A 15,035-nucleotide genomic window follows, 5' to 3' on the forward strand; every position below is an offset into this window, starting at 1 on the left:
GTCGATTCTAGTGAATTTGAAAATTACATTAAAAGATATTGGTAGGAGGTATAACAATGAATGGATTTTTAGGCATATAAACTATACCTTCGAGTCCGGCAAGAGTTATGCCATCCTTGGCCATAATGGTTCCGGAAAGTCCACTTTCTTAAAAGTGCTTTCAAGTAGTTTGACACCCTCAGCGGGTGAACTGATCTACACCGATGGAGACCAAGTCCTGGGTGTGGATACGATATATCAGCAGCTGTCTCTCGCAGCTCCTTATGTTGAACTGATCGAGGAATTTACCTTAAACGAGCTGATTGATTTTCATTTTAAATTTAAAAATTATCTTCCTTCTTTTGATAAAGCAACTGTTGTAAAGCTATTGGGATTGGAACTTGCGCTTGACAGAGAGATCCGTTTTTTTTCATCAGGTATGCGTCAACGTGTCAAGCTAGCGCTAGCTTGTTGTTCTGCATCTGCCTTGGTTTTGTTGGATGAGCCTACAAGTAATTTGGATAGTGCGGGTGAACAATGGTATCTTCGTTTAATTGAGCGTACAAAATTGGAGTCTAGATTGTTTATCGTCTGTTCGAACCAAAAAAAAGAGTATGAATTCTGCGATGAAAGTATTTCTATAGTCGATTTTAAGCCTTAGGGAGATCAACAATTTGTTGCTATCACATCGAAAATAGGCGAAAAGTTCTTGTCCTGTATTAAAAATAGCTACTTTCAATAAAACCGTCAAGACTGTATCATCATGAGCAGCTACAAAAGTGAACTGAAGGTTCTCTCCGGCCAATAAAAACAAACAGGTTCAGAAAAAAAGTAGCGAATGAAATTTTAATAACACAATTAGTTTTTGTACTTTTGACGACTCAATAATGAGATAACCGTTTAAAGTTCAATTCAAAGAATGGCTAAGGCATCAGAGGTAAAATCAGGAAATATCTTAAGATTTAACGGAGAATTAGTATCCGTAGAAGAATATATACACCGTACACCAGGTAATTTACGCGCGTTTTATCAAGCGAGAATGCGTAATGTTAAAACTGGTAAGTTAGTTGAATACCGTTTTAGAGTTGACGAATCTGTAGAAATAGCGCGTGTAGAAACTAGCGATTATCAGTATTTGTATGAGGATGGAGATTTCTTCGTGGTAATGGATAACAATACCTACGAGCAATTCAATATTCCTAAATTTTTGTTCGGTGATTCAGCTCGTTTCTTGAAAGAGGGAATGACTGTAATTATTGCTTTTGAAAGTGATGAGCCTATCATGGCAGAAGCTCCAAAAAGTGTTGAGTTGGAAATTACATATACTGAACCGGCTGTAAAAGGAGATACTTCTACAAATGCATTGAAAAAAGCAACTGTAGAGACTGGTGTTGAAATTATGGTGCCGTTGTTCATTAATCAAGGTGAGAAAGTAAGAGTTGATACGCAAACAGGTAATTATATCGAGCGCGTAAAATAATACAAAGATTTTAGGTTTAGGTTGATTATTCGGTCTTGTTAGCGCTCGCTACAAGGCCGTTTTTTTTTACAAAAGTTTCAACTGAGTTGAGCATACGGTTTTCGATTCAGAATAAGAATTTCTAATGGCTTTTGAAGATCAAATAAAAATTGAATTGGGAGGAATGCTATTTTTGATTAATCGTGGCATAAGTGGTAGACTTAAATGGGGATTTTGGTGAAGAAGGGAAATAAAATTTAAAAATAACTATTGTACAAATGAAATCGAAACAAGAATTACGGCTTGAGTATAAAACTAAGCGTTGTCAATTGTCTGTAGAGACAGAAACTACGCTCAATGAACGACTACTTTCGCAGTTTACAAAGCTTGATCTGTCGGAGGTCGAATTTTTGCATATTTTCATTCCCATAGGGAAATATCACGAACCCAATACATATTTAATAATCAACTATATTCAAGAATCTTTTCCACAGATAAAGATCGTCGTTTCGCGATCTAATTTTGAGGACTATTCGATGCAACATTTCATATTGGATGAGCATACCCTATTTGAGACGAACAACTGGGGTATTCCTGAGCCAGTATCCGGCATTAAGGTGAATTCATCGCTTATTGATATGATTATAGTTCCTTTGTTAATTTTTGATCTTTTGGGCTACAGAGTAGGTTACGGAAAAGGGTTTTACGACCGTTTTTTCGCGTCCTGTAAAGTTGATGTGCAGCGTGTTGGACTATCTTTTTTTGATCCAATTGATGTTATTGCGGATAAAAATGAATACGATGTCCAATTGACGCAGGCCATTACGCCAGATCATATTTATCATTTTTTTGATAAGTAGTTGGTTGATTTTGTCGCATGCTGATTTAATTAAAATTATTTTTTATTTTTATTGCGAAATTCAATGCCTGCGCCGATATGTTTCGATATCTTCTATTTTTTCTTTTCCTAGCAATCATACCTTGTCATGTGGTCTATGGGATGGATTTAATGGATTCCAATTCCTCGATAGAAGAGAAGAACTTTTACGAAACAATTATAAAAGAATCAGCGCAGTATCAATCCTCCAGTCTGTCATTGAGTAAATATCTTGCACCCTATTTTAGTCAGGCGGTACGAAAAAATGATAAGGCGCTTTTGGCAATCTATTATTGTTTACTGGCGGATCAGTCGTTTAATGATGAAGGTACAAGAAATAACTTTAGTGATAAATACTATTTAAAAGCGCTGGACCTTGAAGAAGGCTATAGCTACCAAAATGTACGCGTTTGGGTAAAAGTGATGTATGGCTTTTACCTATATCGATGCCTGAAAGCCTCTGAGGCATTACCTTTTATTTTGGAAGGGGAGAAAGGATTAGAAGATGTACCTAAAGAACTTGTTTTAGACCTAACTCAAACGTACAAGAAGCTTGGCTATTTTTTTGGAACCTTAGGTGATTATATTTCTGGAATTAAATATCTGGATTTAGGGCAACGACAAGAACAAATTTCGCCGAGATTGAAAGCTGAAATCTTAGACAATTTAGGTGTATTGACGCTGAAAAGTGGTGGTGATACCTTGCAGGCGATGAAAATTTTTGAATTGGCGCAGACGTTGGCACTTTCAGAAAATGACTCATTACGCTACGCGAAGATTTTAGGTAATCAGGCTGCTGTGTTCGAAGGGATGAAGGACTACCATAAAGCCTTATTGCTCCTCGATAAGGATATTGAGATCTCAAGATCACTTGGTAATGATAGAAATACAATTTTCGCCTTAATGATGCGAATTCGTTTAGATATAGCGAATAAGGAAACGAAAGATGTCCGTCCTATGATTGCGGAAGCTGAATCGCTTTTGTCAGGCTCGGATGATAAGAAGACCATACTTGAACTGGAAATTCACAAGTTGAATTTGGCCATGCAAAGTAACGATATCGGTCGTGAGCTGAATGCACGAAGACGGATAGAACGCCTCCAAGACTCCCTACGCTTTTTAGATGGTGATCCAGTATTGACCCAGTTGAAGTTTATGGCCGATAAGCAAAAGTATGCCGATAAGTTATCGCTGGCGCAAGCTGTTATTAAGAAAAAGCAAGCTGAGAGACGATTATGGGTCATAATAAGTTTGTTGGTACTGGTGGTATTCTTTTTTATTTATAATGCGGTTCGATACCGTGCGAGAAAACGTATACGTGACTATGAATATCAGCTTCTTAATTTAAAGTATACAAAAGCGGAATTGGACAGGGAACTGGTGAGCTCTAAAAGCCAGGTGGAAGAGTACGTCGCTTACCTTAAGCGGAATAATGAACAGATCAATGTGCTTTCTGCTATGCTTGAGGAAAAAGGGAATGTTGTTGAAAAAGATCGTGAGGAACTAAAAATATTGTTGCAGTCACATCTCATCACCGAAGAGAAATGGCAGGAATTTAAATTATTGATTGTAAAAGAGTTTCCCAATTTACTGCAGGATATACAATCCAGATTTCGCGATATAACGGAATCCAATTTGAGGGTAATTGTACTTATGAAACTGGGGTTAAATAATAAGGAAGTAGCCAATGTATTGGGGGTCACTCCAGACGCCATAAAAAAATCTATGCAGCGCTTGAAAAAGAAGCTTGGAGATCAAGCTGGGGTGCTTATGGATTACATTTCCGACAAAGAGTTTGTTTAATGTCGATCATCGGTTGGCCGAGGGGCCTTTTGGATGCCAAGTTGAGATCGTATTGTGGTCGACTTCGACCTGTATGCAGGGTGAGTCTACAGTGAGTCCACGTTGAGTCTACCTTTTTAAGTGCTTTCATTGTGCTGGTACGTTTTTTACAAGTTGGGAGCAGGCAGAACATAAGGCGAATTTGGCTATAAGGTATTTGCAAAAAAGACCCTTGAAAATTGCAAGATTGAAAATCCTCGTTTGACTGCTATTTGTAAATCACTAAAAATCAAGCTGATGTTTGGTTTTCAGGCTTTCCCTTAGTAAATTGAAGTATGGGAGTCAATGATAATGGATTTATCAGGGGGCTGGTTGGTCCTCTCGTAAATAGAAAAGTTGGTGACAAAAATTATGTTCAGAGTAGGCCAAAACCTGTCAAACAAAAGGAAGATACAAAAAAAGCAGGGCGGGAGTTTGGAACGGTGAGCCGTGCCGGTGCACTGATTCGAACGTATCTTAGTGAAATCCATCAGCAGCTCCACGATGGGCAGATGGGCAATCGCCTTAATAGGCAGATCTACCGTGCGATAAAGACAAATCTTGATCGCGAAAAAGGCAGTCGAACACTGAGTAACTGTGTACTGGATCGCTTGGTAAATTTTCAATTCAATGAAAACTGTCCAACACAGGACTATCTTTTTATCGATCCTGCCATTTCACTGAGCAAAAAGAAATAACTGAAGGTATCTTTTCCGGAGTTTGATATGAAAAGAGCCATGATCCTTCCTAAAAGATGTAATGCCATTGTATTCAAATTTCAAGCATTCGCATTCAATTTTGATCAACTTAAATCTGTCGTCATTCAAGACACGGAATGGGAATATGATGTGAAGTATAAAGAGAACATCATACCGGAAAAATCCTTGTCCATAGCATGTGGCGATTTTGTAGGCAGTTCTATTTTTGTTGGCTTTACTATTTTGTATCTGGCGAAGGATCGTCGTCGGCCAAATATACTCAACGAGAAGGATTTTAATCCAGCTTCGATTCTAACTGCTTTTCAGCTTGAATGATGTGGTTGGAAGGATTCGAAAGAAGGGATGTCGAAGGACTCGTACTGCCAAAAATATGACCGTCTTAGTTTTTAAGACGGTCATATAACGTTAAGCTAAGTATTATGCTTTGTTGCCGCACAATAGGCTACTGTTTAATCCAAGGGATTTTCTTTTAGATTTTTTTCCCATGCCCAGGCAGAAGCCATCATTTCATCAATACCAAGTGCTGCTTTCCAATGCAACTGATTAGCTGATTTAGTAACGTCGCCATAAACCTTGATAATATCTCCATCACGACGTGGACCAAATTCGTAATTCAGTTTTTGTCCAGAAGCTTTCTCAAAAGCTTTGATCGCTTCAAGGACAGAATACCCGTTTCCTGTTCCCACATTAAAGACATCGTATTTTCCGTTGGGGTTGCCTTGTTCCAACAATCTGATTGCTGCAACGTGAGCTTTTGCTAAGTCAACAACATGGATGTAGTCGCGGATACAAGATCCATCCGGTGTGTCGTAATCAGAGCCAAATACCGTTAATTTTTCTCTTTTTCCAATGGCAGTTTGTGTGATAAATGGAAGCAGATTCTGAGGAACACCGTTTGGTAATTCACCGATCAAAGCCGACTCATGTGCACCTACTGGGTTGAAATAACGGAGTGCGATAATGTTGTAGTTATCATATGCAGCGGCAGTCTCCTGTAAAATTTCTTCCGCAATTTGTTTTGTGTTGCCATAAGGAGAGGTGGCCTTCTTCACGGGAGCACTTTCGTCGACAGGTAAATAGTCTGGCTCACCATATACGGTACAGCTTGAAGAAAAGACAAAATTAATCGGCTTATTTTGATATGCTTCTAATAAGTTGATTAACGAGAAAAAATTGTTGTGGTAATATTTTAAGGGCTTCTGTACAGATTCACCTACAGCTTTAGAGGCCGCAAAATGGATAATGCCCGAGATATCGGTATTGTTTTTTACAAATTCATTCACGCGGTCTGTGTCACAAAGGTCAAACTGGTGAAATTCAGGTCTAACGCCGATGATCTTCTCAACCTGATCCAAAATTTTGATGTTTGAATTGGACAGATCATCCACGATGACAGGCACATATCCTGCTTGATGTAGTTCGACCACTGTGTGCGAACCGATATAACCTGTTCCTCCTGTGACTAATATTTTTTTGTTCATTATTGTTGATTATAGTAAGTAAAGTCTTTATGTGATAAGGTATTCAAAGGGATCTTTTTGTAAAATGCTATGGTTTTTTTCAATCCTGTTTTTCGATCTATTTGAGGTTCCCAGGCTAATTTAGATTTCGCCAGGCCAATATCCGGTTTCCGTTGTTTTGGATCATCAACCGGCAATGGTTCGTAGACGATTTTACTCGAGCTGTCTGTCAATTCGACAATTTCATGGGCCAATTGCAGCAAGCTGATTTCGTTCGGATTACCAATATTTATCGGTGTGACACATGCCGAATGCAGTAGGCGATAAATGCCTTCGATCTGATCGTCAATATAACAGAATGATCGTGTTTGCGAACCATCCCCAAAAATCGTAATGTCTTCCCCCCGAATCGCTTGTGCGATAAAGGTAGGAATAGCGCGGCCATCATTGAGGCGCATTCTAGAACCAAAGGTGTTAAATATCCTGACAATACGGGTATCCAGACCATGTGCATTATGATAGGCCATTGTTATTGCCTCCTGGAAACGCTTCGCTTCATCGTATACACCGCGAGGTCCAACGGGATTTACATTGCCCCAGTAGTCCTCGGATTGTGGCGAAACAAGTGGATCGCCATAAACCTCAGAGGTGGAGGCGACTAATATGCGTGCTTGTTTGGCGCGTGCAAGGCCCAAGAGATTATGTGTTCCCAAAGATCCGACTTTCAATGTTTGTATCGGAATTTTAAGATAATCAACGGGACTGGCTGGCGAAGCGAAATGCAAGATATAATCCAAGTGTCCGGGAACGTGGACAAATTTCGATACATCGTGATGATAGAAGTCGAAATTTTCCAACTTAAATAGATGTGCTATATTCTGTAGATCTCCGGTAATCAGGTTGTCCATTCCAATGACATCGTAATCTTCCGCAATAAAGCGATCGCAAAGGTGAGAACCGAGGAAGCCAGCTGCTCCTGTTATCAAAATCCGTTTGCGATGTTTATTTTCCACTCAATGGTTCCGTTTAATGAAATGGGTTTAATATCTTTGACTAAGATAAACATTATTTTAAAAACATGCGTTTGCTTTATTCAATTGGAATCTTTCTTTATGGACTCTTACTGCGTATTTTGGCTCCTTTTCACGCCAAAGCCAAGCTTATGGTAGAGGGGCGAAAAGACTGGTATTCGAGGATGAAACAAACGGTTGATTCTTCCCAAAAACATATTTGGTTTCACTTTGCATCATTGGGCGAATTTGAGCAGGGAAGACCTGTCCTGGAAGCGGTGAAAAATAATTATTTGGATCATAAAATAATTGTAACATTTTACTCTCCCTCTGGTTACGAAATCAGAAAAAACACCGCTTTGGCCGATTATGTTTTTTATCTCCCCTATGATACTGCTCAGCATGCACGGCTTTTTCTCGACCTGATCAATCCAAGTTTCGCTGTGTTCACGAAATATGAATATTGGTATTATTTTTTTGAAGGCCTACATAAACGGGGCATTCCCTTGTTTCTGATCTCAGCAATATTTAGACCCGATCAGATCTTTTTTCAGGCTTATGGTACTTTTTTTCTGAAAATTTTAAGTTTTGTGACTTACTTCTTTGTGCAAAATGAAGAAAGTGTACGTCTTTTGAAAGAATATGGGATACGGAATGCTGGGTTAGCCGGAGATACACGTTTTGACCGCGTGGTAGACATTCCTAAAAATAGAAAAATGATTTCCGAGATCAGCCAATTTGTTGGTGAAAGTCCGACGCTTGTCGCAGGAAGTACCTGGCCGGAAGATGAACAGGCTCTACAGGAATTGCTTCAGGGTTATTCAGACTATAAGCTGATCTTGGCGCCACATGAAATCAATGAATCACATTTGGCGAGCATTTTTAACCTTTGGCCGAAGGCGCTCCGCTTTTCGGAGATGGCTAGCTACGATGCCGCATTAGTTGCCGATTCAAAGGTGCTGGTTATCGATAACATTGGTATGCTTTCGTCTTTGTATGGCTATGGCCAACTGGCTTATATTGGTGGTGGTTTTGGCGTAGGGATACATAACACACTCGAGGCTGCAACGTATGGCATACCGGTGCTATTTGGTCCAAATTTCAAGAAGTTTCAGGAGGCGAAAGAGCTCGTGCAAAATGGATCCGGTTTCGCCATTGGTAGTGCTAAAGAACTAAAGAAAATCTTTGCTGTTCTACAAGATCAGGCTGTCCGTCAAGAGGCGGGAAAACTGGCCCGTGCGTATGTGCTGCAGAAGGCCGGAGCAACAGCAATTATAATGAAATACCTCAAAAGCAATTCCGTGAAAATATAAGCGGTAGCTGTACTGCCGCCGCCTATATTCTGCAGGTTACGCGTGGTTTCTTATTCTTGATGCTTGACTGCCTCCTAATAATAGGTATATCTTCTTACACCGGTAATGTGACGCGATAAGCGCATCACCTGATGGGAATATCCGTATTCATTGTCGTACCAGACATATAAAATAACATTCCTGCCATCTCCCGAAACGATCGTCGCTGGAGCATCCACGATTGCGGTGGCAGTGGAACCAATAATATCCGAAGAAACGAGTTCATGATCTTTAGAAAATTTAATCTGTTCGACCAGGTCACCCTGCAGAGATGCCTCTTTTAAAAGTGCATTGATTTCGTCGACCGTAGTTTTGGCTTTAATTTCGAGATTTAAAATTGCCAATGATCCGTTTGGCACGGGAACGCGAATGGCATTGGAGGTCAGTTTGCCCTTTAGCGATGGCAATACTTTTGAAACAGCAGCGCCCGCTCCAGTTTCTGTGATCACCATATTGAGCGCCGCAGCACGACCCCGTCTGGACTTTTTGTGCATATTGTCGACAAGATTCTGGTCGTTGGTATAGGAATGTATGGTTTCGATATGTCCTTTTTCAATGCCTATTTTATTTTCAAGCACCGCCAAAATAGGGGATATTGCATTCGTCGTACAGGAAGCAGCGGAAAAGATCGCATGCTTTTGCAAGTCAATATTATTTTCATTGACTGCATATACGATATTTGGAACACCTTTCCCCGGTGCTGTTAATAAAACTTGGGCGACACCCTTGGATTGCAGGTGACGACTTAGTTCTTGCTCATCTCGAAAAGCGCCCGTATTGTCGACGACCAAAGCATGCTGTATTCCATACTCGGTATAATCGATATCTTCTGGCTGTTTGGCTGAGATAAGGTGGACAGTGATACCATTGATAATAAGTGCCTGATTAGGAATGTCGGCCTGTATGTCGCCCTCGAATGCACCATGTATGGAATCTGTTTTTAATAGTGTCGCTCTTTTCAATATGGACTTGCTGTCATTGGCGTCCCGGGTTACAATGGCACGAAGGCGAAGCTGCTGTCCGGCACCGGCTTTATGCATAAGCTCTCGGGCGAGTAAACGGCCGATACGGCCAAATCCATAAAGAACAACATCGCGTGGTTTTAATTCCGCTTGTTGATTGATGTCCTTTAATTCATTTGTTATAAAACTCGGCAGGTCGTTGTTGTCAATTGCCTGTTTCTTGACCTGTAAGGTAAGTTTTCCGATATCGATACGTGCAGGAGATAGGGTGAGCTTTTCCAATTCCTGTGCCACCTGAAGAGTGTCAAAAATATCGAATGGCTCTTCGGTAAGGAGGACGCTTTCCTTGACCAGGTTAAGAATTGAACTCGATTTTACATCAATGAGTTGATTTCGAAAAAATACAAGTTCAATAGCGCGGTTATACCACAGGTTACTGACAATTTGAATTAAGCTTACGGCAGCGTTTTGTTGCTCTCTGTAACTTTTGATCTCTAAGTCAAAAGATGGCTTGTGTGACATAATAATGTTATAATAGATTATGTTGCAAACATAGCACAAAGAGCCAAAAAAAATAACCTATATTTTTATTTTCGTAATATTTAAAACATAAACACGGTTGTTATTATTGTTTTTGTAATTTTTATCTATTTTATTTATTAATCTTCTATAACAAATAGGTCGGACATAATATGATCGGCCATTAATTTACCTGCATCCGTTAAACGTAATTTACTTTCTTCCAAAACAAGATTGCCCTCTTCCAGAAATGGCTCTGCATCCTTCAATACGCGGTTTTTGATAGATTGCCCGAATTTACTTTCCAGCGCAATCAAATCGAGCCCCCACATGGTTCTCAGCGAAGTCATGATACTTTCGTTGATTTGGTCCAATGTTGAAAGCTCCTCAATTTGCAGGGGAAGTTGGTTTGAATTGATTGCGGTCATATATTTCGCGTTGTTGGAAACATTCCAGGCTCTGGAAATTCCATTGAACGAATGTGCCGAAGGGCCTATACCAAGATAATGTTTACCTTTCCAATAATTTGTATTGTGACGCGCATAAAGGCCATTTTTTGCAAAATTGGAAATTTCATATTGTTCATATCCCGCAGCTTTCAATGTATGGATAAGGAGACTCATCTGATCTGCGGCCTGATCCGAATCAATTGCTGGACTTAAGCCTTTTTTAATGAAGTGATCCAATGCTGTCTTATTTTCTACAGTCATGGAATACGAAGAAATATGGGGAATTTCAAAGTCAATCAGCTGTTGCATATTGTGGCGCCATTTCTCGTCAGTCAGTAACGGATAGCCATAAATAAGATCACAGGTAATATTTTCAAAGCCCGCATCTTGCACCCGCATAATTGAAGCCAGTGCTTCTTGTTGATTATGTGCTCTGTTCATCCATTTAAGATCCTCTTCAAAGAAAGACTGTATGCCTATGCTGAATCGATTGATTACTGTATTCCGTAGACTGTTTACTTTGGCGGCATTTAAATCGTCGGGATTAGCTTCCAGTGTAATTTCAGCATGATTTGCGATGTCAAAATGCTTCCCTATCGTATCGATGATCTGGGCGATCTCATCCGCTTCCAGTAAGGAAGGGGTACCGCCACCAAAATAGATCGATTCGACCTTTTTGTCTTCCAAATAGGATGCCCTGAGTTCAATTTCCCGTCGTATGGCATTGATCATCTCACTTTTGTATTGTAGTGAAGTGCTAAAATGGAAGTCACAATAATGACAAGCCTGTTTACAGAAGGGAATATGGACATAAATCATGGGGACAAATATACCAAGACCTGACCAAATCGCTCCTTATTTTTTCTTCTTTCGAGTATGCATACCTGAAATCTTTTCTAGACTTATGCCTAGATGCAAGAGGAATTTATAGGTTTAACTATTTCCGGTAGCCACTAGCCGAATAAATTCCGGGTAAGATAGCTGTTGGACTTTTCCGCAGTTCATTAAAGGATTTAAAAAGAAAGTGCAATAGGATGGAAGAATCATCCACAAGAAGGTTGACAACGAGCTGGTTATTCGTTATCTTGTTGTCGATATTTTTGTAGAAGTACCAATATAACACCTCATGTCTGATGAAGGAAAGTGAATTCAAGAGTTTCTTTCTAAAAAATTGTGGGTATCAGCCTCGTGTAAATTATTTCATGGGAGCCGATCAAATAGATTAGAAAACGAATTATTTTCTTCTAATAAAAGTAAAATGTATGAAAACCTCCCGTCGAGACTTTCTAAAAAACGTTGCCGGTGTTTCCGGCCTCTTCCTGTTTTCAAACCATGGATATGCGTTTGGGGCTATTCCTAAAGACTTTTTTAATAATCAGGACTCTTTTATCGATCGGTTGTTACCGGCACCAAAAGGCGGCGGATTTGCGATGAAAGATTATTGGATTTGGGATCCTTCGGTTATAAAAGGAGAGGATGGACGATATCATATGTTTGCTTCGCGTTGGAGCAAACAATATGGTTTTGGTAATTGGGTCACAAACTCAGAAGTCGTCAGGGCTATTTCAGATACCCCTGAAGGGCCATACGAATTTGTTGAAGTTGTTTTGCCCGCTCGGGGGAAGCAATATTTTGATGGTTGTACAACACACAATCCGCGCATTGTAAAAAGCGGTGACTATTATGTACTTTATTACTTTGGCAATAATTATGATGAGCCAACTCCTGCTTTTACAGAAAATGTATGGGAGTCGGGCCTAGGCCAGAAAGCCTGGATGCATAAACGTATTGGGATGGCCTATTCCAGATCAATTGCAGGGCCATGGAAACGAGTTGATCAACCGATTCTGAATCCGCGGAAAGGAGAATGGGATGCCTCCATTACATCAAACCCTTCGCCAGTTGTCTTACCGAACGGAAAGGTTTATTTAGTGTATAAATCTTCCCCACTAAATTATAATCCGCCACTTCTATTGGGAGCTGCACAAGCAGATTCTTTTCTCGGACCTTATCGCCGTTTGTCGGAAAAACCCATTTTTTCATTCCATACGGACCAAAACCATGAAAATGATGTAGAAGATCCATTTGTGTGGCATAATGGTCAGCAGTTTGAACTTATTATGAAGGACCGTTACGGAAAGATCTGCGGTGAAGAGGGGGGCGGGATACACGCTTATTCGAAAGATGGTATAGATTGGCATCTTTCAAAGTCTGTAAAAGCTTATTCTAAAACAATTCAATGGGATGACGGCACAACGAGTCATCAGGCCAATTTTGAACGACCGTTTTTATTATTTGAAAATGGGAAACCTACGCATTTGTTTGCTGCTACGGGAGATGGTTCGGCGCCCTATCAATTTGAACGCACATGGAATATGGTTATTCCTCTTAAGAATACCTAATTCAGGTTAGGTGATTAGAAAAAAAGCTTCCAAACCAGGTATATGTGAAGTGGTTTGGAAGCTTTTTTTGCCCCGATCTGTTCAGATAATGGGAATCTACGAGTTATTTGCTAAAACTGTTGTTTGCCGATTCTACATCCGCTAAGCGTAGTGAAGGATCAATAGTTACCGCTTTTGGTGTTTTCGACACATGGATAGTATAGTCGGGTTTGGTCCAAAACCAATCTTCAAGCACGGTCCTTTTAACACCTTTGTATATGTCAAAATGTTCTTCCGGTTTTTCTCCCCGCATTTCACGCAAAGGAATATAAAATAGTTCTTTACTTCCATCTGTGTATTCTACCAGAACATCCAGTGGCATGGCAAAATTTGACTTATTAGCCAATAAAATGTCGGTGTCTGTTACTTTTTCGATGGCGTAATCAATTTGACGTGTTGTATTGATAAACAGATTGAAATACCATTTTAAGTTTATACCGGAAACCTCTTCAGCAACGCGTTTAAAATCATTTGGTGTCGGATGTTTAAATTTCCAGATGTCATAAAATTTCAGGAAGGTTTTTTCCAAATTTTCCTGACCAATAATATAACCCAACTGTTCTGCAAGCACGGCACCTTTGTTGTATGCTTCGTTGCTGTAGCCGTAGTTGGTGTTATAATAATCTGCCAGTAAGCTCATCGGTTCTTCTTTACCTGAAAGAGCCAATTTATAGTAGCCACGGTAGGCGGCAATTTGTGGGTTGGAGGCAATAGCACCTCTTTTTTCAAAGATATGTTGCATGGCCAACTCTTCGACATAGGAGGTGAAACCTTCATCAAACCATTCATCTACGGTTTCATTGATCCCAAACAATTGTTGGTACCAGGAGTGTGCCGATTCATGGAATATGACACCAACAAGACTTTTTAGATTGCGGCCGCCTGTGATCAGAGTAGCTGTGCCATACTCCATACCACCATCGCCACCCTGAATGATGGTATAAGTTGGCCATGGATATTTACCAAACTTCGCACTACAGAAGTCAAAGAATTCGGTAGAAAGGCCTATTGCCGTTTTCCAATTTGAAATAACTTCTTTGTCAGTTGGCAAGAATACGGTATATACTTTTATACCATTTTTACTTGAAGCGGAATCCACAACAAATTTGGGGTCTGCGGCCCAGACAAAATCATGGATATTTTGGGCTCTATAGTGCCAGGTCGCTTTATTGTCGATGGCTTTTACTTTCGCTTTCTGTTGATAACCTTTGACCTCTGATGGGTTTTGAAGAACACCTGAGGCACCAACAACATAATTTTTATTGAGGTGTATGGTGACGTCAAAATTGCCAAAAGGAGCAATAAATTCACGACCTGTATATTCATCCAAATGCCAGCCGAATTCATCGAATTGGGCCATCTTCGGATACCATTGCGCCATAGATAATGCTACACCTTCGGCAGAATTCCGGCCAGTTCTTCTGATTTGTTCCGGAACTTGTGCGGTCCACTCCATATCAAAACGTGCTGTTTCGCCATCTTGGATAGGAGTTGGTAAAGCGACCTCCAAGATCGTTCCGTCAATTTTAAATGATGCGTTAGCCCCATTCATTGTTAAGCTTTTGATTTTTTGATAACCAATTTGATTGGTCTTAAGCTCTCCGATGCGGCTTTGATATACCGGCTTTTCTTTTGTGCCAAGGTTGGTCACCATGCGCTTGTCTGGATCACTGATGTTTTTTAAGCGGTAATCCATCATCGATCCTGGTTGAAAAGCATTGAAATATAGATGGAAATATACTTTTTTAAGTGATTGCCCTGAATTATTGCTGTACTTCAAGGTCATTTTTCCATCGTACTGATATGCTTTTTCATCCACGTTGACATCAATATGGTAGTCAACTTTCTGTTGCCAGAATCCTTTTCTTTGGGCCTTCGCTACTGCCCCCCAAATATTCAATACACATGCAAGTGTAAAAAAGGATATTATTTTGATTTTCATGCCCCAAACTTACAAAATTGTCTCAATAAATGGCACTTAAACGAA

Annotated in this window: 13 protein-coding genes; 8 read left to right on the plus strand and 5 right to left on the minus strand. The window is 40.0% G+C overall.

Translation table 11 applies throughout. From position 1 onward, the window contains the following. Positions 1-10 precede the first annotated feature (10 nt). The 6 genes from B3E92_RS10775 (at position 11) to B3E92_RS10800 (ending at position 5,170) form a co-directional block, all read left to right on the plus strand. Positions 11-640 carry an ABC transporter ATP-binding protein gene (locus B3E92_RS10775; protein WP_312128732.1) on the plus strand — a complete coding sequence of 210 codons (630 nt, stop codon included), beginning with the start codon at positions 11-13 and terminating at the stop codon, positions 638-640. A 258-nt stretch (positions 641-898) separates the two neighbouring features. Then, positions 899-1,459 carry an elongation factor P gene (gene efp, locus B3E92_RS10780; protein WP_046674772.1) on the plus strand — a complete coding sequence of 187 codons (561 nt, stop codon included), beginning with the start codon at positions 899-901 and terminating at the stop codon, positions 1,457-1,459. Positions 1,460-1,716: 257 nt separating this feature from the next. After that, positions 1,717-2,298, plus strand: a complete 582-nt coding sequence (locus B3E92_RS10785) for a 5-formyltetrahydrofolate cyclo-ligase (RefSeq protein WP_070561690.1) — start codon at positions 1,717-1,719, stop codon at positions 2,296-2,298. 77 nt (positions 2,299-2,375) lie between these two features. Then, positions 2,376-4,118: a helix-turn-helix transcriptional regulator gene (locus tag B3E92_RS10790; protein WP_139144890.1), complete on the plus strand. Its 1,743-nt coding sequence runs from the start codon at positions 2,376-2,378 to the stop codon at positions 4,116-4,118. 314 nt (positions 4,119-4,432) lie between these two features. Beyond that, positions 4,433-4,834, plus strand: a complete 402-nt coding sequence (locus tag B3E92_RS10795) for a hypothetical protein (RefSeq protein ID WP_070561686.1) — start codon at positions 4,433-4,435, stop codon at positions 4,832-4,834. 27 nt (positions 4,835-4,861) lie between these two features. Beyond that, on the plus strand, positions 4,862-5,170 hold the full coding sequence (locus B3E92_RS10800) for a hypothetical protein (RefSeq protein ID WP_070561684.1): 309 nt from the start codon (positions 4,862-4,864) through the stop codon (positions 5,168-5,170). Positions 5,171-5,304: 134 nt separating this feature from the next. On the opposite strand, the gene galE is transcribed toward B3E92_RS10800, so the two are convergent. Then, a complete protein-coding gene (gene galE, locus B3E92_RS10805; protein WP_046674775.1) occupies positions 5,305-6,336 on the minus strand; it encodes a UDP-glucose 4-epimerase GalE in 1,032 nt (343 codons plus the stop codon). Next, the gene (locus B3E92_RS10810; RefSeq protein WP_070561682.1) at positions 6,336-7,328 is read right to left on the minus strand and encodes a UDP-glucuronic acid decarboxylase family protein; all 993 of its coding nucleotides are present in this window, start codon (positions 7,326-7,328) and stop codon (positions 6,336-6,338) included. Before B3E92_RS10810 ends, galE begins: the two co-directional genes overlap by 1 nt. Before the next feature lie 65 nt (positions 7,329-7,393). On the opposite strand from B3E92_RS10810, the gene B3E92_RS10815 reads away from it, so the two are divergent. Continuing rightward, complete coding sequence (locus B3E92_RS10815; RefSeq protein ID WP_070561680.1) at positions 7,394-8,638, plus strand: 3-deoxy-D-manno-octulosonic acid transferase; 1,245 nt, start codon at positions 7,394-7,396, stop codon at positions 8,636-8,638. Positions 8,639-8,712: 74 nt separating this feature from the next. Here the strand turns inward: B3E92_RS10815 and B3E92_RS10820 are convergent, their stop codons facing one another. Further along, positions 8,713-10,161: a glyceraldehyde-3-phosphate dehydrogenase gene (locus tag B3E92_RS10820; RefSeq protein ID WP_070561678.1), complete on the minus strand. Its 1,449-nt coding sequence runs from the start codon at positions 10,159-10,161 to the stop codon at positions 8,713-8,715. Between the two features lie 137 nt (positions 10,162-10,298). Next, positions 10,299-11,426, minus strand: a complete 1,128-nt coding sequence (hemW, locus tag B3E92_RS10825) for a radical SAM family heme chaperone HemW (protein ID WP_083295784.1) — start codon at positions 11,424-11,426, stop codon at positions 10,299-10,301. 443 nt (positions 11,427-11,869) lie between these two features. Here hemW and B3E92_RS10830 point away from each other — a divergent pair, with 443 nt between their 5' ends. Continuing rightward, on the plus strand, positions 11,870-13,009 hold the full coding sequence (locus tag B3E92_RS10830) for a glycoside hydrolase family protein (RefSeq protein WP_217493508.1): 1,140 nt from the start codon (positions 11,870-11,872) through the stop codon (positions 13,007-13,009). A 103-nt stretch (positions 13,010-13,112) separates the two neighbouring features. Here B3E92_RS10830 and B3E92_RS10835 read toward each other — a convergent pair whose 3' ends face one another. Further along, the gene (locus B3E92_RS10835) at positions 13,113-14,990 is read right to left on the minus strand and encodes a M1 family metallopeptidase (RefSeq protein WP_286896694.1); all 1,878 of its coding nucleotides are present in this window, start codon (positions 14,988-14,990) and stop codon (positions 13,113-13,115) included. Positions 14,991-15,035: the final 45 nt, after the last annotated feature.

Origin of the sequence: Sphingobacterium sp. UBA6317 (genome assembly GCF_002440385.1) — a bacterium.
Lineage (GTDB): Bacteria > Bacteroidota > Bacteroidia > Sphingobacteriales > Sphingobacteriaceae > Sphingobacterium > Sphingobacterium multivorum.